This window comes from Actinoplanes missouriensis 431 (genome assembly GCF_000284295.1).
Taxonomy (GTDB): domain Bacteria; phylum Actinomycetota; class Actinomycetes; order Mycobacteriales; family Micromonosporaceae; genus Actinoplanes; species Actinoplanes missouriensis.
The window spans coordinates 6,884,508-6,903,204 of record NC_017093.1; the positions used below are offsets into that span (position 1 = coordinate 6,884,508).

Consider the following 18,697-nt stretch of genomic DNA (forward strand, 5'->3'; position numbering starts at 1 on the left):
GGGTGGATTCCGGGCTCGAATCCACCCCGCGACCGGTCAGCGCCTCGGGCGGACCACCGCTGCCGCTCCCCCGCCGCGCCGGACCGGCTCGGCCGACGCGATCAGGCCGCCGCCGCGGGTGAACTCGATCGCGGTGGCCGCGCCCAGCTCGGCCACGTCCGGGCCGAACGTGTGACCCAGCGCGGTGAGCTGCGGGCCGTACCGGGCACGGAACGCCGGCTCGGCCTGGATCCCGGCGCTGTTGCGCTGCGAGGCCCGCGGCGCGGCCATCGCCTCCGGCAGGGTCATCCCCAGGTCCAGGCGGTTGACGAGCACCTGCAGGACGGTCGTGATGATCGTCGCGCCACCCGGCGAGCCGAGCGCGAGGAACGGCTTGCCGTCCTTCAGGACGATCGTCGGCGACATCGAGCTGCGCGGGCGCTTGCCGGGGCCGGGCAGGTTCGGGTCGGCCGCCGTCCCCTGCGTCGGGGCGAAGTTGAAGTCGGTCAGTTCGTTGTTGAGAAGAAAACCCCGATCGGGTACGACCATCGCATTGCCGCCGGTCTGCTCGATCGTGAAGGTGTACTCGACGACGTTGCCCCACCGGTCGGCCACGGTCAGGTTCGTGGTGCTCTGCCCCTGCTCGACGGGTTTGCCCACGGTCGTCGGGGTGCAGCCGCTGGCGGTGATGTCACCCGGCGGGACCGGCTTGGTGAGCGCCTTGCCGGGGTCGATCCGGCAGGCCCGCTGGGCGGCCCACCGGTCGGAGAGCAGCTGCTTCACCGTCTGCGGGGAGGTGTCCGCGCCGACGTAGCGGTTCCGGTCGGCGAAGGCCAGCGCCGACGCCTCCAGGTAGTAGTGCAGTTTCTCGGTCGCCGAGGCGGAGCCCGGCAGGCCCTTCTCGATGATGTTGAGCGCCTCGCTGACCGCGATGCCGCCGCTGGACGGCGTGTTCATGCCGTAGACGGTGAGGCCGCGGTAGTCGGACCTGGTCGGCGACGGGAAGCGCAGCCGGTACCGTGCCAGGTCGGCCTTGGTCAGCTCGCCGGGCCGGATCGGGTACGCCCAGGCGCCCGTCGGGTCGTCCGCGACCGGCGGGTTCCGGACCGTCTCGATCAGGTCGTCCGCGATCGCGCCGCGGTAGAACACGCCGGAGCCCTGCTTCGCGATCAGCCGGTAGGTGTCCGCGAGATCCGGGTTCCGCAGGGTCGAGCCGACCGCGGGCGGCGCGCCGCCGGGGAGGTAGATCTCCCGGGTCGAGTCGAACTGCCCGAACGCCGCGGCGTTGTCGGCGACCTGCTGGCGGAACGTGGCGTCCACTCCGAAGCCCCGCTCGGCGACCCGGGCGGCCGGGCGCAGGCCCTCGGCGAGCGACCGGGTGCCCCACTTGCGGGCCGCCGCCTCCCAGGTGGCGACCGTGCCGGGGACCCCGACCGAGAGGCCGCTCACCCGGGCCTCGGAGAAGTCGTACGGCAACCCGTCCGCCGGATCGATGAAGTAGTCCTCGGTCATCGTGGCCGGACCGGTCTCCCGCCCGTCGATCGTGGAGACGCTGCGCCGCTTGGCGTCGTAGTAGACGAAGAAGCCGCCGCCACCGATCCCGGCCGAGAACGGCTCGGTCACGCCCAGGGTGGCCGCCGCGGCGATCGCGGCGTCGACCGCGTTGCCGCCCTTGCGCAGCACGTCGAGGCCGACGGCGGTGGCCGTGGCGTCCACCGTGGCGACCGCGCCGCCGTACCCGGTGGCGGTCGGGCCGAGACCCGGCGCGCCGGCGGCGGAGGCCGGTGGCGCCGCGGCCACGACACCCAGGGTGGTGAGGGAAAGCGCTGTGAGCGCGGGCAGGAACCGCATCGGCCCTCCAGACAGGACAGTGTCGGTTGTCAATTCCCTGCCTACCGGTGATCCGGGCGGGGCACAACCGCAGGGATCGATATCAGCCGACGCCGTAGGGCACCGGCTGGACGGGCGGGCAGGTCGCGCCCGCGGCCGGCAGGGTCAGGTCGATCAGGTACCGGTCGGCGGCGCCGGACACGCAGTCGCTGTGGCTGTACGCGACGTGCCCCCACCCTTCGTAGGTGAGCAGCCGGGCGGACGGGCCGAGCTGCCGCGCCACGTTCGCCGCCCAGGAGTACGCGGTCGCCGGGTCGTGCCGGGCGTTGACCAGCAGCGTCGGCCCTTTCGCGGCCGGGATCGGGCGCTGCGGGTCGGCGGGCGGGTCGGGCCAGCCGTCGCAGCCGGAGACCGCGGTCAGCGCGAGCGGCGAGGCGGTCATCTGCGGCGCACGGGCGGCGAGACCGTCGATCAGGGCGCGGTACCCGGGCCAGCCGCCGACCGGCAGCGACCAGTCCCGGCACATCACCGCCGGGAAGCTGTGCGGGGTGAGGTCCACGTCGAGCGCCGCACGGCGGCCGGCCGGCGCGGGCTCGTACGCTGCCTTGAGGTAGTAGGCGAACGAGTACCACTGCGGGTCGTAGAACGCGCTGAATGCCGCCGAGATCAGGTCCCACTTGCTCAGCAGGGCCGGCGGATCGTACGGGTCCTGCAGCGTGCCCGCCTCGGCCCGCTGCATCAGCGCCGCCCAGATCGCCCGGATGTCCCGCCCGCGCAGCGCGCACTGCTCGTCGCGGGCGCACCAGGTGACGAACTCGTCGAAGGAGTCCTGCGCGGACTCCGCGGTCCGGCCGACGAAGGCGGCCAGGTCGGCGCTGTGGTCCATCACGCTGTCCAGCACCATGGCGCGCAGCCGGTCCGGGTACTTCTCGGCGTAGAGCTGCCCGATCAGCGAGCCGTAGGACGCGCCGTAGAAGCTGATCCGCTCCTCGCCGAGGGCGATCCGGGCGGCGTCCATGTCCCGGACCACGTTGCCGGTCCCGGCGTGATGGAAGACCGGGCCGCTGCGTGACTCGCAGTCCGCCGCGAGCCGCTTGTTGTACGCGGCCAGCTGCCCGAACTCGGCCTCGGTGGCGGCGAGTGGGGACGGTTTCGCGTCGACCAGGTCCTGGGCGCAGAGGATCGGGGCGCTGCGCCCGACTCCGCGCGGGTCGATGCCGACGATGTCGAACCGGCGTTCCACCTCGTCGCCGAAGTACTCGGTGTCGAGCGCCTGGTTGACGGCCGACGCGCCGGGCCCGCCGGGGTTGACCATCAGCACGCCGATCCGCCGGGTCGGGTCGCCGGCCGGTCGCCGGGCCAGGGTCAGCTCGATCGACGGCCCGTACGGCGCCGACCAGTCGGCCGGGACCCGCATGGTGCCGCACTGGGCCTTCTCGTCCTCCGGGCACGGCTCCCAGTGGATCGCCGGGGGACCCCCGGACCGGATCCTCGGCGGCACCCCCTGCGCCGGAGCGGCCGGGGACGGCTGTGGCCCGTACCCGAGAAGGGTGGTGAGGGTGAGGACCGCGGCCGTGACCGACCGCCGGAATCGCTGGTGTCCCGCTCGCAAAACCTCTCTCCGCCCTGCGCGGCCGGCGCACCGCGCGGCACCCATCTTTCTGCGGATCGCCCCCGCTAATCCGGCAAACAGCCACATTTAGCACAGATTGGGCGGTTGGAGCGAGCCGGTGGTCGTGGCAACGTGGAGCGATGAACGTCATCCGCACCACACGCCTGGCCATCGCCGCGACCGGCGCGGCGCTGCTGACCGCCTGCTCCGCCGAGAGCGGAGGGAAGGCGGCGCCCACCCTGCAGCCGGTGCCGGCGGTGTCGCATACCGGTTCGCCTGCCGTGGAGAGCACCGGGAAAGCGGCGGCGCCGGACTTCGCCGCCCCGGAGACCGTGGCGACCGGGATCGGCGTGCCGTGGGGCCTGGCGTTCCTCCCCGACGGCAGCGCGCTGGTGTCCGAGCGGGACAGCGGGCGGGTGCTCCAGGTCAAGCCCGGAGGTGAGCCGCGCGAGGTCTACACCGTGCCGGGCGTGGACGCGGGCGGCGAGGGCGGGCTGCTCGGGCTGGCCGTGCACGAGGACTGGGTCTACGCGTACTTCACCGGCGAGCGGGACAACCGGATCGTCCGCTTCACGCTGGAGAACCCGCAGCCGCAGGTGATCTTCGAGGGGATCACGAAGGGTGGGCGGCACAACGGCGGGCGGATCGCGTTCGGGCCGGACGGCATGCTCTACGTCGGCACCGGCGACGCGAGCGAGGAACCCCGGTCACAGGACCGGGACGACCCGAGCGGCAAGATTCTGCGGCTCACGCCGGAGGGCGATCCGGCGCCGGGCAACCCGTGGGAGGGCTCCCCGGTCTGGACCCTGGGTCACCGCAACGTGCAGGGCCTGGCCTGGGACGACCAGGGCCGGATGTACGGGATCGAGTTCGGGCAGAGCACCTGGGACGAGATGAACGTCATCGAGAAGGGGAAGAACTACGGCTGGCCCGAGGTGGAGGGCCGCGGCGGGAAGTCCGGGTTCGCCGACCCGATCGTGCAGTGGACCACCGACGAGGCCTCGCCGAGTGGCGCGGCGGTCGCCGGAGACACGCTCTACGTGGCGGCGCTGCGGGGCGAGCGCCTGTGGACGGTCCCGCTCGGCGGCGGTTCCACCCGCGCCGAGCTCACCGGGAAGTACGGCCGGCTCCGCACGGTCGCCGTGGCCCCCGACGGTTCGCTGTGGGTGACCACATCGAACACCGACGGCCGCGGCGACCAGCGTGACGGCGATGACCGGATCCTGCGCTTCCCCGCGCGATGACGGTTGCGCGATGACGGTTACCGATGGGACGGAGGGAGTTGGGGCAGGGCCGAGATGGCGTGCGCGTACTGCTCGATCTGACGCTTGTTGGGCACCACGCCGTACACCCTGAGCTGATCCTTGATCTCCTGCTTGATCACGTCCTCGCTCTGCCCACGGTGGGACTTCATGACCTGGTTGACGACGTAGTCGACCCGGAGCTGTACCTGCCAGCCGGGTGAGCGGCGGCCTCCCGAGGTGAGGCCGCTCAGTGCGGAGAGGGCTTCCATGCCCGGGTTATCGGACGCACAGGTAGCTGTCTTGAAGATATGAGGACCCTGTGCAACACGACCGCAACCCGGGCACACCGCCCTGGCCATCAAACCGCCCGGCCAACGGACCGCCCGGCCATCAGACCGCCCAGCCAACGGACCGCCCGGCCATCGGACCGCCCGGCCATCACTGGGCCGGGCCGGACTCCTCCTCGGGCTGCGCCGGCACCGGCTTGGGCGGGTTGAGACGCAGCCAGATCAGGAAGAACGCGCCCAGGGCGAGCATCGCGAGGCCCATCCAGAGGTTGATCCGGACGCCCTCGGCCTTGTCGATCTCGGCCTGGCTGTCGAAGATCCCGAGCGTCGTGACGATCACGCCGTAGACGACGAACAGGCCACCGATCACCAGGCGTACGTCGAAGAGTTTGTTCTTTCCGGAAGTCGGTTCACTCATCGTCGGCTCCTCACCAGACCGGGATGTACAGGACGACGGCCAGGACCAGCGCGAGCGTGCCGAGCAGCACCGGGTTGCGCCACCAGACCCGCTCGCCGGAGATGATCACGTCACTGGAGGTGGACTGGCCGCCCAGCCCGTAGACCAGGCCGCGCAGCTCGTCGTCGGACTTGCTGGTGCCCCGCGTGACGACGGTGACCACCACCGCGACCACGACCGCGGTCAGGAACGCGGCGCCGGCGCCCCAGAAGCTCTCCTCCAGGTCGGAGTTGAAGTGGAAGACGTCGGTGAGGTGGCCGATGTACAGCGTCAGGGAGGCCAGGAAGCCGAGCAGCAGGGACCAGAAACCGGCCCACGGCGTCATCTTCTTCCAGAACATGCCGACGATGAACGTCGCGAACAGGGGCGCGTTGAAGAGGCTGAACAGCGCCTGGATGTAGTTCATGATGTTGGAGAAGCCGGCCGCGATGAACGCGGTGCCGATGCCGACCAGCACACCGCCGATCGTGGCGATCCGGCCGACCCGGATGTAGTGGGCGTCGTCCCGGTCCTTGCGGATGTAGGCGCGCCAGATGTCGTACGTGAAGACGGTGTTGAAACCGCTCACGTTGGCCGCCATGCCGGCCATGAAGGAGGCGATCAGACCCGTCACCGCGACACCGAGCACGCCGTTCGGCAGCAGGTCACGCATCAGCAGCGGGATGGCGTTGTTGTAGACCAGGTCGCCGTTCTCCGCGCCGAGGCCCTTGACCGTGACCAGGGCGATCAGGCCGGGGATGACGGTCACGGCCGGGATCAGCAGCTTCGGGAAGGCGCCGATGATCGGCGTACGCCGGGCCGCGCTCATGTCCTTGGCGCTGAGCGCACGCTGCACCTCGGCGAAGTTCGTCGTCCAGTACCCGAAGGAGAGCACGAAACCGAGACCGAAGATGATGCCGATCCAGTTCGCGCCGAGCGGGTTCCCGGTGCCGGCGGTGTCCGCGAAGGTGTGCAGGCCGGCTTCGCCGAGCGGACTCTCCCGGACCTTCTCCATCAGGCCGTCGATGCCGCCGACCTTGACCAGGCCGACCACGGTGATCGGGATCAGACCGGCCAGGATGACGAAGAACTGCAGCACCTCGTTGTAGATCGCCGAGGAGAGACCGCCGAGCGTGATGTAGATCAGCACGATCGCCGCGCCGATCACGATCGACAGCCAGAGCGGCCAGCCCAGCAGGGCCTGCAGGATCAGAGCCAGGGCGTACAGGTTCACGCCGGCGATCAGCACCTGCGCGAGCGCGAAGCTCAGCGCGTTGAAGAGGTGGGTGGGCCGGTTGAAGCGCCGCCGCAGGAACTCGGGGACGCTGTGCACCTTGGAGCCGTAGTAGAACGGCATCATCACGATGCCGAGGAACACCATGGCCGGCACCGCGCCGACCCAGTAGTAGTGGAGCGTCATCAGGCCGTACTCGGCGCCGTTGGCGGCCATGCCGATGATTTCCAGGGCGCCCAGGTTGGCCGAGACGAAGGCCAGACCGGTCACCCAGGCAGGCATCGACCGCCCGGACAGGAAGAAGTCGGCACTGCTCTTGATCGCACGGCGGGCGGCGAATCCGATCCCTAGCACCGTGACGAAGTAAAGAGTGAGAATCAGGTAATCGACGATGCCCACATCCAGCCGAAGACCCTCTGCAGCCAGTGTTCGCACGGGCCCACCTCCATTGGTCGGCCCGTGCTATGCCCAGATCGAAGATTTTTCACACGAAACTCACAGCGTGGCGATCATCTCCGGTGTGACCTCGGTGATGGTGCCGACCACCCGGCTCGCCCCGGCGAGGGCGTCGGCCGCCGGCGGGTAGACGCCGTGCGGCACCGCGATCACCGTGAGACCGGCCGCGGCGGCCGACCGCAGACCGTTGCTGGAGTCCTCGATCGCCGCGCAGTCCGCCGGGGTGAGGCCCATCTTCGCGACAGCGGTCAGGTAGACATCCGGCGCCGGCTTGCCGCGCGGCACCTCCTCGGTGGAGAGCGTCACCTCGAACGCGCCGGTCAGCCCGGCGGTCTGGAGCACCTGGTCGATCAGGATCCGCGCGGACGAGCTGGCCAGCGCCAGCCGGTAACCCTGCCGCAGGGAGCGGACAACCTCGACCGAGCCGGGGATCAGCGGCAGCGCCTCGCGGTACCGCTCCGCCATCCGCCCGAGCACGTCCGCCGCCACCTGCTCGGCGGTGCGCGGCACGCCCACCTCGTCGGCCAGGTGCGCCGACCACTCGCCGGTGCTCATGCCCATCATCCGGTCCTGGCTGTCCGGCAGGAACTCACGCCCGAACTCGGCCACATAGCCGCGCCGGACCTCCTCCCAGACCTCCTCGGTATCGATGATCACGCCATCCAGATCGAACACCACAGCTTTGACACTCACATCGAAAACCCTACCCCATGTGTACGGTGGGTAACCGCGCCACAACCGCACAGGGGGTAGGGGGTCCTGTTCCGGCCGCTGAGATGATCACTATCAACCGTTAGGCCCGGTTGCTGCGGGGTTGCAGGCAGGTAGCTTCGGCACTGCACCGCAGCCGAGCCGGGAGCCGTCGCACCATGCCAGTTTCACCGCGTGACCGCGCCACCGCGGGTAACCGTCCGGCGTCACCCTCCGTAAGCGTGGTGATCCCGGCCGGCGACCCGGCGAACCTGCCCGTGCTGCTGCGCGCGCTGCCACCGGCCGACGAGGTGATCGTCGTGGTCGGTCGCGGCGAGGACACCACCCGCGCGCTCCCCCGCTCGCCCCGGATGATCCGGCAGACCCGGTCCGGCGTCGGCAACGCCGTGGCCTGCGGGGTGGACGCCAGCACCGGCGACATCGTCGTGACGCTCCCCGGCGACGGCTCCTGCGACCCGGCCGAGATGCCCCGCCTGCTGGCCGCACTGCGCGAGGGCGCCGACGTGGTGCACGGCTCCCGTTACCTGTCCGGCCGTCCCGGCGTGCTCGACCGGGTGCTGCTCTGGTTCCTGCGGGTGCTCTTCGGCTGCCGGCCCAGCGACCCCGGTCACGGATATCGTGCCTTCTGGCGGGACAGCGCCACCCGGCTCGGCCTGCCGGTGATCACCGGCTTCGACCCGGTCCGCGGCGACGGGCCGGAGATCGAGGCGCTGCTCGCCGTCCGGATCGCCACGTCCGGCCTGCACGGCGCCGAGGTGCCGACCACCGTTCATCCGCGGGTGGCCGGAACGCCGCTGCTCACCGCCGCGCGAGCCCTGGTGGCCGAGTACGCGGCCCGCCGCCGGGCCGCCCGCGCCGGCGCACCGGAGAGCATCGTGGTGCTGACCGGCCGAGCCCCGCTGAACCCGCCCCACCACTCAGCCGACGCTCGCGGCGGGGTCTCCCACACGGCCGGGGTTTCCCACACGGCCGGGGCTTCCCGCGCGGCCGGGGCCTCCCGCGCGGCCGGGGCCTCCCGCGCGGCCGGGGCCTCCCGCGCGGCCGGGGCTTCCGGTCCGGCCTGGCCGGCGCCGAATCAGCGCCGGACCACCGCGTCGGCTGACCTTCCCAACAGCGGCCTGCTCCCCGGCGACCGAGGTTTCACCGACCGCCGCCCCGCCGAACGGACCCGCGCCACCGGAAACGCCGACCTCCGGTTCGCGGGGCGAGGCCGGGGCAAGCCGAAACTCGACCCGGCGGAGAACCTCACCCGCCGCCGCTGGCGCGACCAGAGCGCCCGCGACACCGGTTCCGCCCGCCCCAACCTCCGCGTGATCAACGGCGAGGGAACCGGCCCGTCCCCCCGCCGCAACGACCACCTGCGCTCGGTCTAGCTCACCGGGGGCGCCGAAGGCTGGGCGCGGGAGCGGAGGTGCGGGAGGATCTCCGTGGAGTAGAGGCGCAGGAAGCGCTCCTGGTCCGGCCCCGGGGCGTGGAAGACCAGGTGCTTGAAGCCCATGTCGAGGTACTCGGCGACCTTCGCGGCGTGCTCGGCCGGGTCGGAGGAGACGATCCAGCGGGAGACGGTCCGGTCCACCGGGAGGGCGTCGGCGAGACGCTGCATCTCGATCGGGTCCTCGACGCCGGTCTTCTCCTCCGGGGAGAGGGCGAGCGCACCCCAGTAATGGGTGTCGTTGCGGGCCCGCTCGATGTCGTCGTCGAAGGAGACCTTCACCTCGATCATCAGGTCCAGGTCGTCGATGGCGCGCCCGGCCTTCTCGGCGCCCTCCTTGACCGCGGGCAGCAGCGTGTCGGTGTAGAGACCGTGCCCCTTGCCGCTGGTCGTGATGAAGCCGTCGGCGATCCGGCCGGCGAGCCGGGTCGCGGCCGGGCCGGACGCGCCGATGTAGATCGGGACGGGCGTCTCCGGCTTGTCGTAGATCGTGGCGTTCTCGGTCTTGTAGAACTGGCCTTCGTACGTGACCCGGTCCTCGGCCCACAGCTTCTGGATCAGCAGGACCGCCTCCTTGAGCCGGGCGAACCGCTCCTTGCCGTCCGGCCACGCGGTGCCGAGCAGCACCTCGTTGAGCGACTCGCCGGAGCCGACGCCGAGGATGGCGCGGCCCGGCGCGAGGCAGCCCAGCGTCGCGAACGCCTGCGCGACCACGGCCGGGTGGTAACGGAACGTCGGCGTCAGCACGCTGGTGCCGATCAGAACCTTCTGGGTACGGGCGGCGAGCGCCCCCAGCCATGGGAGGGCCGCCGGAGCGTGCCCGCCGTCGTGCCGCCACGGCTGCAGGTGATCACTGACGAAGACCGAGTCGAAACCCGACTCCTCCGCGAGAATGCCGTACTTGAGCAGCTCAGCCGGTGCGAACTGCTCGGCCGACGCCTTGTACCCGAACCGAATCATGAAACGAGACTATCCCGCGGCACGGTACGCCTTGCCCGCCTCGGTGGGGGTCTTCCCATCTTTGTAAAGCCCGAAGTCGGCGCTGTCGCCGACGGCGGGCAGGCCGAACCAGGCGTACCGGGCGACGAACCTGCGTTTCTCCAGGCCGGCCGTGGCGCCCTTGATGAAGGCGACCTTCTGGGCGTCACTGGGATAGCGCGGGGACCCACCGAAGTCGATCAGCCCGAACTCGGTGATCCAGATCGGTTTGCCGTAGCGCTGGTGCACCGCGTCGACGTACCCCAGGAACTGGTTCACCGCGGCCTTGCTGAAGTCGGAGCCGTACCAGTGCAGGGCGATCGCGTCGACCCGCAGGCCCCGCTCGGACGCGCCGGTCATGAAGCGGTCCAGCCAGCCGCCGGCGGTGTCCCCACCGAACGCGACGGCGGGGCTGACCAGCTTCATCCCGGTCGCCTCCAGTTTCGGCCAGGCGTCCAGGGCGGCCTCGACGGTCATGTTCGACTGCTCGGCCAGGTCCGGCTCGTTGAAACCGAGCAGCCAGTCGTCGCCCTCGGCCGCAGCCTGCTTCAGGGTGGCGGTGGTGACATTCGCGGCGCCCCAGATCATCGGTACGAACGCGACGCCGGCCGGGCCGGGCACGTCGTCGTCGCTGGGTCCCCAGTCGTAGTACCAGGAGGCGCCGACGTCCTTCAGGGCCGCTTTCGACCCGGTGAACGTCCAGACGGCGGCGCCCTTCTTCACGGAGGTCCCGGTGGTGACGGGCGGCGCGGTGGACGGCTTGCGGGAGGGTTGCGGTGAGGGCGGCCGGGACGGTGAGCGGGACGGCGCGACCGACGGCGCGAGCGACGGCGGCGCCGAGACGGACGGTGCCGGCGACGGGGAGGCGGGCAGGGCCACGGGCTCGGCCACGGCGACCCGTGCGGCAGGTGGCGGCGACTCCCGGTCGGCGACGACGAGCGCGGCACCCCCGGCGACCGCCGTCGCGGCGAGCATCCCGGCGAGCGCCTTCTGCGCCAGCGAGCCGCCCGCCTTCGCCGGAAGACTCACCGTGACGGTGGGGGATGCGGTGGGGGCAGCTGCGGGCGTACCGGAAAGGGTGGTGAAGTAAGCCGGCGGCAGAGGCACCAGGGCCATGCCCGCCAGGAGCCGCTCGGCGGCGATCAGATCGTGCCAGGCGGAGGCGCAGACGCCGCACTCGCGGGTGTGCCGGGCGATCCGTTTGCGCCAGAGCGGGCCGGGCCGGCCGTCCCACGAGATGAGCAGGGCGTCCAGATCCGCGCAGCGGGGTGCGCGGTGCAGCGCCCGGACCACCGCCCGGGCCGTCTCCAGCTGCAGCTTCATCCGCTGGATGCGCACCGCGGCGTGCTGACGGCCGACGCCCGTCGCGTCCACGATCTCGTCCCGGGTGAGCTCGCCGGACGCCTCGAGCCACCAGAGCGAGAGCAGCTCCCGGTTCTCCTCGTCCAGCCAGCGGGTCGCCTCGGCGGTCTCCCGGCGCTGACCGGAGAGCTCCAGGCGGGTGATCGCCAGATCGGTGAAATCGGCGCCCGGATCGCGCAGGTCGGCGTCGAGGAGCTCGTCCGGCGCGCTGTGCCGGCTGCGGAACCGCTCGCGCACCTGGCGGACCGTGATGGCCACCAGCCACGAGCGGAAGGACTCGGGTTCGCGCAGCTCGCCGAGGTTGCGCAGGACCCGGATCATGACTTCCTGGACCACGTCGTCGACGTCCGCGTGACCCTCCAGCGCGCGGCCCACGATGGTGTAGACCAGCGGCAGGTATCCGGCGACCAGGCGGTCCACGGCGGCCGGGTCCCCGGCGCGGGCGGCGATCACCGTCGCGAGGTCGGGTTGTCGAGCCATGAAACCGCCTTTCCTGGGCATGCACGCGTCCACCGGATAGGGAGACGTGCGCGCAGGCCATGGATAACACGAATCGGGGAGCGGCTTGCGGGCCCGTGGTTAGCGGACGGCCCGACCGGGCACAGAAAGCGCATGCGTATGTCGGTCCGGCTCAATCTGCCGCGCGAGGTGGACAGCGTCCCCGCCGTGCGCCGACTGTTGCGATGCGCGCTGACGATCCTGCGAGTGGATCGTCAGGCCGGCACGGATCTGGAGATCGCGCTCACCGAGGCGTGCGCCAACGTGGTGAAGCACGCCACCGGCGCGGAGAACTTCGAGGTACGCCTCGACGTCGGTCAGGACCGCTGCTCGATCGACGTGGTCGACGAGGGTTCCGGCTTCGACGCCGCCGCGATGAGCGCCGAGACCCCCACCTCCGACAGCGAGCGGGGGCGTGGCCTCTTCCTGATCCGGGCACTCGGCGAGAACGTGCGGATGCAGTCGAGCGCTCGTACCGGAAGTCTCATCCACTTCGAGAAATCCTTCGCCTGACCCTTCTACCCGACGCCGGACGGGCCAGTGGCCTGTCCGGCGTAAAATTTGCTTGCCGTATAACAAATACCTGTCCGTCTTTGACTGGGGAGGAGTGTGGAGGTGTCCGACCAACCGGTCGCACTCGGCGTCTCGCTGCGTGCGGCGTCACCCGACCGTCTTCCCGAAGTGGCCGCCGACCATCTGCGCAACCGCTTCGGGGCCGAGCCGGTCGAGGTGTTCCTCGCCGACCTGACCCAGTCCTCGCTCTGCCCGCTGATCAACGGGACGAACCCGGACCCCGCCGCGCTGCGCTGCCTCGGCAGCCAGCGGACCGCCACCTCGACCACCGCGAACGGCGCGAGCCGGGTGCACCTGCCGCTGACCTGCTGGGGTGAGCGGATCGGGGTGCTGCGGCTAGACCTGCCGTCCCCACCGGAGCCGGAGGTCGCCGAGCAGCTGGCCGCGGCCGCCGACGAGCTGGCCACCGCGCTGCGGGCCGCCGACACGAGCACCGATCGGTACCGCCGGGCACAGCGCCGGGCGCGGCTCACCATGGCCGCCGAACTGCAGTGGGAGCTGCTGCCCGGGCGGTCACTGGGTGACGAGCGGTTCCTCGTGGCGGGACAGCTCGATCCGGCGTACGACGTTCGCGGCGACCACTTCGACTGGGCGCTGGACGGCGAGCGGCTGACGCTCACCGTGCTGAACGGATTCGGTGACGGCATGGAGGCCTCCCTGCTCACCACCGTCGCCGTCAACGCGATGCGCAACGCCCGGCGCTGCGGCGCCGACATCGTCGAGCAGGCCGAGCTGGCCTCCGACGCGGTGCACGCCCGCCGGGCCGGCGCCGCGCACGTCGCCACCCTGCTGCTCGAGGTGGACCTGGTCAGCGGGCAGGTCGCGGCGGTCGACGCCGGGTCGCCACGCTGCCTGATCGCCCGGGACGGCGAGATCGAGGCGGTGGAGCTGGAGCAGCAGCTGCCGTTCGGCATGTTTCCCGAGGCGCACTACGAGATCCAGCGGTTCCGGCTCGAACCCGGCGACCGGATGCTCGTGGTCAGTGACGGCGTGCACGCCGCGGTGCCCGGCGGCCGTTCACCGTTCGGCGAGTCCGCCCTGGTCACAGCGATTCGACGGACACGGTTGCAGCCGGCTACCGAGGCAGTGGGTACCGTGATGAGAAGTCTGCACGACTACCACGCCGGCGCCGAGCCCGAGGACGATGCCGTGACAGTGTGTCTCGACTGGCGGCGCTGACACCGATTCGACAGGCGGTCCGTCGGGTAGAACTGCAGACTCACGGGTCCGCGACTTCGACAACGGGGATCGGCATGGAACGCGCCAACGAGCTAGCCGCGGCCATCGAGTCGTCGGTGGAGGCGCTGACGGCCGTCCTCGATCGTGCCCGCCTGGCGCAGACGCCGATGGTGCCGCCGGCCCAGCTGCGGGTGCTCACCATCGTGGCCGGCACCCGGCACACCAACATGAGCCGGCTCGCGGAGGCGCTCGACGTGGTGCCGTCGTCGGCCAGCCGGCTCTGCGACAGGCTGGAGGCGACCGGTCTGCTGCGCCGCGTCGCCGACCCCCGGGACCGCCGGGAGGTGCGGTTGCTGCTCACCCCCGCCGCCCGCCGGCTCCTCGCCGACCTGCGCGACCGCCGCCGGCAGGCGCTCGGCGAGGTGCTCGACCGGATGCCGCCGGCCGCCCGCGCCGACCTGCTGAAGGCGTTGCAGAGCTTCGGGGAGGCGGCGAACGCGGCCGAGGCGGACGGCAGCCTGAAGTCCGCCTGACCGCACGAGTACGCTTTCGCTGTGCGTATCGGCATCGTCATCCTCCCTGACCAGCGCTGGTCCGAATCCCGCGAACGCTGGCGTCTCGCCGAGGAGTACGGTTTCGACCACGCCTGGACCTATGACCACCTCGGCTGGCGTGACCTGGCCGACGGCCCCTGGTTCGACGCCGTCCCGACGCTGACCGCCGCGGCGGCCGTCACGGAGCGGATCAGGCTGGGCACCTACGTCGCCTCGCCGAACTTCCGGCACCCGGTGCACTTCGCCCGCGAGGCGCTGGCGCTCGACGACATCTCCGGCGGCCGGTTGCTGCTCGGCCTCGGCGCCGGCGGCATCGGCTTCGACTCGGCGGTGCTCGGGCAGCCGGAGCTCACCCCGCGCCAGCGGGTCGACCGGTTCGCCGAGTTCCTGGAGCTGTTCGACACGATCCTGCGCAACCCGTCAACGACGTGGTCCGGGTCATGGTTCTCCGCGGTGGACGCCCGCAGCATCCCCGGGCCGGTCCAGCTTCCCCGGCCGCCGTTCGTGGTGGCCGCGGGCGGGCCGCGGGCGCTGAGGCTGGCCGCGAAGTACGGCGAGGGCTGGGTCACCACCGGCGACGCCTATCTCGACACCGCCGAGGAATGGTGGGCGTCGATCCGTAAGGCGCGGGACAGGTTCGAGGCCGCTCTCGACGCGGCCGGCCGGCCGGCGGACGAGGTGGATCGCTATCTCAACCTCGACACGTCGCCGGTTTACTCAATGAGCAGCGTGGGCGCGTTCGCCGACGCCGTGGGCCGGGCCCGGGAGCTGGGATTCACCGATGTGATCACGCATTGGCCCCGGGAGTCGAGCTGGTACGCCGGGGACGAGAAGGTGCTCGAAGCGGTCGCCGCCGAGCTGCCCGGCATCCGTTTAGGTTAAGTGCCTTTACAGGCACTTCTTGTCCAATTCGGACGCGCTCAGTGGGATTTCTCACGGATGCCGTGCCGGTGGCGCGGCACCGGCACGGCATCACGTGGTGAATCAGCGGCCGTTCGCCGCCCGGTACGCGTTGCTTACCTCCTGCGGAATGCGGCCCCGCTCGGAGATTTTGTGCCCGTTACGGATCGCCCACTCGCGGATCAACCGGTTCTCGTCGCGCGAGCCGGCGGTGCGGGCCGGCGCCGCCGCACGCGAGCCGATCCGGGCACTCGTGGTCCGGCCCAGCCGAGTGCCGGCCGTGATGTACGGATCCAGCACCTTACGCAGCTTTCCGGCATTGGCCTCGGAAAGGTCGATCGTGTAGCTGACGCCATCGAGACTGAACTCGACCGTCCGATCCGCCTTCTTGCCGTCCAGATCGTCGATCAGGGTGGTGATTACCTGCCGCGCCATAACGACTCCCGAGAGAAATTAATCAACCGCGCCCAGTCTCGCTCGCGACTGGCACATGGCGCAACTCCCCACCGCGATCCGGCAATTCTTTCTGTGCTTCTTTACCGAATAGCGACCCGGTAATAGCGCCGAATCGGCGAGAAAGCCCGGGTTGACCGAGGCCCCGGCTCTCGCGTTAGGGTCTGGCCCATGCAGGACGAGCAGGTCGCCTGGCGGGAGCAGCAGAAGCTGGCCGTGGCCGGTCGCGCGGCAGCCCTCGAGGCGGACCGCGCGGCGGAGGCCCGGCAGGCGGAGGCGTTGCTGGACAGCTTCGTGCGCGCCGCCGCGGAGCGTGGCCTCGACCCGCACCTGCTCAGCGCCCGCACACTGGACGGACGCTCCACCTACAAGACACACGTCCGCGGGTGGTACCTCAAGTCCGACCGGTCGATCGCCGTCGGCGAGGACGGGGAGTACTACATCCTCACCGTCCCGCCCTCACTGCGCGCCCGATTCGCCGGCGCCGATCTGTCACCGAGCCGGGCCCGGCTGATCGTCGGAGCGGGCGGCGGCGACGGGGACCCGATTCCGTTGAGGCAATTGCTGGACCGGCGCTTGGAGGCGGGAGCCCGTTGGCCGTGAAGATCATTGCGGCCCTGAGCGCCATCGTGCTCCTGTTCACCCCCGTGCCGGCCGTGGCCGGGTCACGCGCGGGAATCGTGCCGGCCGTGGCCGGGTCACGCACCGGAATCGTGCCGGCCGTGGCCGGGTCACGCGCGGAGATCCCGTGCCCGAAGCCGAAGATCGCCAAGCCGAGTGCCCCGCCCCGGCCCACCCCGCCGCCCGAGAACGCCGAGCAGATGGCGGTCGGCGGCGCGGACCTCGCCACCCACGGGCTGGTCATCCCGGACGGCGCCAAGAACCCCCCGGCGCTCACCGCCACCACCTGGATGGTCGCCGACCTGGACACCGGCGAGGTGCTCGGCGCCTGCGGCCCGCACGTGCACCAGACCCCGGCCAGCGTGCAGAAGATGCTGCTCGCCGCGACCGCGATCGCCGACCTCGACCCGAAGAAGCAGGTCACCGTCACCCGCGGCGACCTCGACATCGAACCCGGCAGCTCGGCTGTCGGTCTCGTGGTCGGCGGCAAGTACCAGATCTCCACGCTCTGGCTGGGCCTGCTGCTCAACTCCGGCAACGACGCCGCGAACGCGCTGGCCCGGATGGCCGGTGGCGGCGGCACGGACGGCGTCACCAAGACCGTCGACGCGATGAACGCCCTCGCGAAGTCGATCGGCGCGTACCAGACGCACGCCGTCACACCGTCCGGATTGGACGGCAAGGGGCAGTTCACCAGCGCGTACGATCTCGCGCTGATCGCCCGGGTGTGCTTCGAGAACGCCGACTTCCGTAAGTACGCGCTGACCAAGGTCGCGCAGATGCCCGCGCAGAAGTCACCGAAGGTCGGCGGCTTCCAGTTCCAGAACGAGAACAAGCTGATCTACAACTACCCCGGGGCGATGGGCGGCAAGACCGGGTTCACGACGGTCGCCCGGCACAGCTACGTGGGCGCGGCAGAACGCGGCGGGCGCCGGCTGGTCGCCACGCTGCTCGGCGCCGAAGCCCGGCCGCAGCGGGGCTGGGAGCAGGGTGCGGCGCTGCTCGACTGGGGATTCTCGCTGCCGAAGGGCACCTCGGTCGGCAGCCTGGTCACTCCCGAGGAGATCGCCGAGAGCACGAAGGCGCCGGCGGCCGACGCGCCGGAACCGGCCATCGACGAGACGGTGCCGGCAGCGCAGCAGGACGCGCCGCGCGGGTTGTCGGTGGCGGCCGCGCTCACGGTGGCGGTGATGCTCGCCGTGGCGCCGCTGCTCCTGCTGCTGATCCAGCGCCGCCGCCGGAGACTGAGCCGCCGCTTTTGAACGCGCACCCCACTCCACACGCAAGCGGGGAAAAGCCGAGCGTGTGTGGAGTCCGGGCGCGCTGTGCACCCACTCCACACGCGGACGGACGCACGCGAGAAGACGCGCGGGCCGGACACGCGGGCAGGCCCGGCGTCTCGGGGACGCCGGGCCTTCGCGCGATGCGGAACGGGTGGGTCAGGCGGCCGCGGCGGCGAGGCCCCGGCCGACCGTGGTGTGGCCGTGCTCGTTGGTCATCGCGAGGCGGCTGCGCATGCTCGTGTTGTTCGCGATGTTGGCGTAGTAGGACGCGCGGCGGCGAGCCACGATGCTCTCCGGGTTCTCCGGCACCGGCGCGAGCTCCGGGTTGAGGTGGGTGTTCAGGCCGTCCTTGAGCAGCGACAGGGCCTCGGCGCGCAGCTGGCTGACCCGGCTCTCGGTGACGCCCAGGTCGGCGGCGATGTCGGCCATCGGGCGCTCCCGCAGGAAGTACTCGGTGACGACGGTCTGCAGGCGCTCCGGCAGCGACGCGATCGCGTGGTGCAGGTAGCCGATCTGCTCGCGGCGCAGCAGCATCTCCTCCGGGCCCGGCGCGCGCTCGGTGACCATGTCGTCGGCGCTGCTGGTGGTGAAGCCCTGCAGCGAGAGGACCGTCGCCCGCTGCACGTCGGTGTCGGTCTGCTGCAGGTCGGTCGTGGTGGTGCCGAGCGCCTGGGCCAGCTCGTCCGCGGACGGCGTGCGGCCCAGCGTGGTGGTGAGCTGCTGGCGCGTGGTGTCGGTGGTACGGGCCTTGGACCGCACCGAGCGGGTCGCCCAGTCCAGCGCGCGAAGCTCGTCGAGGAGCGCGCCGCGGATCCGGGTGCCGGCGAACCGGTTGAACGGGACGCCGCGCTCCGGGTCCCAGCTACGCGCCGCGGTGACCAGGGCGTGCAGGCCGGCACTGGTCAGGTCGTCGCGGTGGATGTGATTGGGGATCCGGCTGAGCATGTCCCGCACCAGGTGACCGACGAGCGGCATGTGGGTGCGGATCAGCTCCTCCTGCTCGGCGGCGGTGAGCACCGGGCCGGTGGTGGCGGCAAGGTCGGCAGCGGTAGCAACGTTGCTGGTCAAGTCGTCT

At 71.3% G+C, this 18,697-nt stretch carries 18 protein-coding genes; 8 read left to right on the forward strand and 10 right to left on the reverse strand.

What is annotated here, in order from left to right:
- Window positions 1-36: 36 nt before the first annotated feature.
- Window positions 37-1,830: a gamma-glutamyltransferase gene (gene ggt, locus AMIS_RS31550; protein ID WP_014446513.1), complete on the reverse strand. Its 1,794-nt coding sequence runs from the start codon at window positions 1,828-1,830 to the stop codon at window positions 37-39.
- 82 nt (window positions 1,831-1,912) lie between these two features.
- A complete protein-coding gene (locus AMIS_RS31555; RefSeq protein ID WP_041830180.1) occupies window positions 1,913-3,421 on the reverse strand; it encodes an alpha/beta hydrolase in 1,509 nt (502 codons plus the stop codon).
- Window positions 3,422-3,561: 140 nt separating this feature from the next.
- Here AMIS_RS31555 and AMIS_RS31560 point away from each other — a divergent pair, with 140 nt between their 5' ends.
- A complete protein-coding gene (locus tag AMIS_RS31560; protein WP_014446515.1) occupies window positions 3,562-4,665 on the forward strand; it encodes a PQQ-dependent sugar dehydrogenase in 1,104 nt (367 codons plus the stop codon).
- Between the two features lie 17 nt (window positions 4,666-4,682).
- Here the strand turns inward: AMIS_RS31560 and AMIS_RS31565 are convergent, their stop codons facing one another.
- The 4 genes from AMIS_RS31565 to AMIS_RS31580 all read right to left on the reverse strand — a co-directional run bounded on the left by AMIS_RS31565 (window position 4,683) and on the right by AMIS_RS31580 (window position 7,771).
- Window positions 4,683-4,934, reverse strand: coding sequence for a hypothetical protein (locus AMIS_RS31565; protein WP_014446516.1), 252 nt, complete (start codon window positions 4,932-4,934; stop codon window positions 4,683-4,685).
- A gap of 169 nt (window positions 4,935-5,103) precedes the next feature.
- Window positions 5,104-5,370, reverse strand: a complete 267-nt coding sequence (locus tag AMIS_RS31570; protein ID WP_014446517.1) for a hypothetical protein — start codon at window positions 5,368-5,370, stop codon at window positions 5,104-5,106.
- Window positions 5,371-5,380: 10 nt separating this feature from the next.
- Complete coding sequence (locus AMIS_RS31575) at window positions 5,381-7,057, reverse strand: sodium:solute symporter family protein (RefSeq protein WP_014446518.1); 1,677 nt, start codon at window positions 7,055-7,057, stop codon at window positions 5,381-5,383.
- 60 nt (window positions 7,058-7,117) lie between these two features.
- On the reverse strand, window positions 7,118-7,771 hold the full coding sequence (locus AMIS_RS31580) for an HAD family hydrolase (RefSeq protein WP_014446519.1): 654 nt from the start codon (window positions 7,769-7,771) through the stop codon (window positions 7,118-7,120).
- A 239-nt stretch (window positions 7,772-8,010) separates the two neighbouring features.
- On the opposite strand from AMIS_RS31580, the gene AMIS_RS40970 reads away from it, so the two are divergent.
- The gene (locus tag AMIS_RS40970; protein ID WP_051042215.1) at window positions 8,011-9,162 is read left to right on the forward strand and encodes a glycosyltransferase family 2 protein; all 1,152 of its coding nucleotides are present in this window, start codon (window positions 8,011-8,013) and stop codon (window positions 9,160-9,162) included.
- Here the strand turns inward: AMIS_RS40970 and fgd are convergent.
- Both fgd and AMIS_RS31595 read right to left on the reverse strand, forming a co-directional pair.
- Window positions 9,159-10,181: a glucose-6-phosphate dehydrogenase (coenzyme-F420) gene (gene fgd / locus AMIS_RS31590; protein ID WP_014446521.1), complete on the reverse strand. Its 1,023-nt coding sequence runs from the start codon at window positions 10,179-10,181 to the stop codon at window positions 9,159-9,161. The genes AMIS_RS40970 and fgd overlap by 4 nt on opposite strands.
- Window positions 10,182-10,190: 9 nt before the next feature.
- Window positions 10,191-12,041: a sigma-70 family RNA polymerase sigma factor gene (locus tag AMIS_RS31595; RefSeq protein ID WP_041830181.1), complete on the reverse strand. Its 1,851-nt coding sequence runs from the start codon at window positions 12,039-12,041 to the stop codon at window positions 10,191-10,193.
- 132 nt (window positions 12,042-12,173) lie between these two features.
- Between AMIS_RS31595 and AMIS_RS31600 the strand changes: the two genes are divergently transcribed.
- The 4 genes from AMIS_RS31600 (at window position 12,174) to AMIS_RS31615 (ending at window position 15,247) form a co-directional block, all read left to right on the forward strand.
- Window positions 12,174-12,572, forward strand: a complete 399-nt coding sequence (locus tag AMIS_RS31600) for an ATP-binding protein (protein WP_041830182.1) — start codon at window positions 12,174-12,176, stop codon at window positions 12,570-12,572.
- Window positions 12,573-12,674: 102 nt separating this feature from the next.
- Entirely contained in the window at window positions 12,675-13,811 is a 1,137-nt protein-coding gene (locus tag AMIS_RS31605; protein WP_041831489.1) for a PP2C family protein-serine/threonine phosphatase, read from the forward strand.
- A 74-nt stretch (window positions 13,812-13,885) separates the two neighbouring features.
- Window positions 13,886-14,344: a MarR family winged helix-turn-helix transcriptional regulator gene (locus AMIS_RS31610; RefSeq protein ID WP_014446525.1), complete on the forward strand. Its 459-nt coding sequence runs from the start codon at window positions 13,886-13,888 to the stop codon at window positions 14,342-14,344.
- A gap of 21 nt (window positions 14,345-14,365) precedes the next feature.
- Complete coding sequence (locus AMIS_RS31615; protein ID WP_014446526.1) at window positions 14,366-15,247, forward strand: LLM class flavin-dependent oxidoreductase; 882 nt, start codon at window positions 14,366-14,368, stop codon at window positions 15,245-15,247.
- Window positions 15,248-15,349: 102 nt separating this feature from the next.
- Here AMIS_RS31615 and AMIS_RS31620 read toward each other — a convergent pair whose 3' ends face one another.
- Window positions 15,350-15,700, reverse strand: a complete 351-nt coding sequence (locus AMIS_RS31620; RefSeq protein ID WP_014446527.1) for a histone-like nucleoid-structuring protein Lsr2 — start codon at window positions 15,698-15,700, stop codon at window positions 15,350-15,352.
- A gap of 189 nt (window positions 15,701-15,889) precedes the next feature.
- On the opposite strand from AMIS_RS31620, the gene AMIS_RS31625 reads away from it, so the two are divergent.
- Both AMIS_RS31625 and AMIS_RS31630 read left to right on the forward strand, forming a co-directional pair.
- A complete protein-coding gene (locus AMIS_RS31625; RefSeq protein ID WP_014446528.1) occupies window positions 15,890-16,321 on the forward strand; it encodes a hypothetical protein in 432 nt (143 codons plus the stop codon).
- The gene (locus AMIS_RS31630) at window positions 16,312-17,601 is read left to right on the forward strand and encodes a D-alanyl-D-alanine carboxypeptidase family protein (RefSeq protein ID WP_157435142.1); all 1,290 of its coding nucleotides are present in this window, start codon (window positions 16,312-16,314) and stop codon (window positions 17,599-17,601) included. Before AMIS_RS31625 ends, AMIS_RS31630 begins: the two co-directional genes overlap by 10 nt.
- A 177-nt stretch (window positions 17,602-17,778) precedes the next feature.
- Here AMIS_RS31630 and AMIS_RS31635 read toward each other — a convergent pair whose 3' ends face one another.
- Window positions 17,779-18,690 carry a sigma-70 family RNA polymerase sigma factor gene (locus tag AMIS_RS31635; RefSeq protein ID WP_014446530.1) on the reverse strand — a complete coding sequence of 304 codons (912 nt, stop codon included), beginning with the start codon at window positions 18,688-18,690 and terminating at the stop codon, window positions 17,779-17,781.
- Window positions 18,691-18,697 lie beyond the last annotated feature (7 nt).

What these genes read in the sequence shown, in the direction of transcription:
- ggt (WP_014446513.1), bottom strand. Translation starts at nt 1,830, where the DNA reads ATGCGGTTCCTGCCCGCGCTCACAGCGCTTTCCCTCACCACCCTGGGT.
- AMIS_RS31560 (WP_014446515.1), top strand. Translation starts at nt 3,562, where the DNA reads ATGAACGTCATCCGCACCACACGCCTGGCCATCGCCGCGACCGGCGCG.
- AMIS_RS31565 (WP_014446516.1), bottom strand. Translation starts at nt 4,934, where the DNA reads ATGGAAGCCCTCTCCGCACTGAGCGGCCTCACCTCGGGAGGCCGCCGC.
- AMIS_RS31570 (WP_014446517.1), bottom strand. Translation starts at nt 5,370, where the DNA reads ATGAGTGAACCGACTTCCGGAAAGAACAAACTCTTCGACGTACGCCTG.
- fgd (WP_014446521.1), bottom strand. Translation starts at nt 10,181, where the DNA reads ATGATTCGGTTCGGGTACAAGGCGTCGGCCGAGCAGTTCGCACCGGCT.
- AMIS_RS31595 (WP_041830181.1), bottom strand. Translation starts at nt 12,041, where the DNA reads ATGGCTCGACAACCCGACCTCGCGACGGTGATCGCCGCCCGCGCCGGG.
- AMIS_RS31600 (WP_041830182.1), top strand. Translation starts at nt 12,174, where the DNA reads ATGCGTATGTCGGTCCGGCTCAATCTGCCGCGCGAGGTGGACAGCGTC.
- AMIS_RS31610 (WP_014446525.1), top strand. Translation starts at nt 13,886, where the DNA reads ATGGAACGCGCCAACGAGCTAGCCGCGGCCATCGAGTCGTCGGTGGAG.
- AMIS_RS31620 (WP_014446527.1), bottom strand. Translation starts at nt 15,700, where the DNA reads ATGGCGCGGCAGGTAATCACCACCCTGATCGACGATCTGGACGGCAAG.
- AMIS_RS31625 (WP_014446528.1), top strand. Translation starts at nt 15,890, where the DNA reads ATGCAGGACGAGCAGGTCGCCTGGCGGGAGCAGCAGAAGCTGGCCGTG.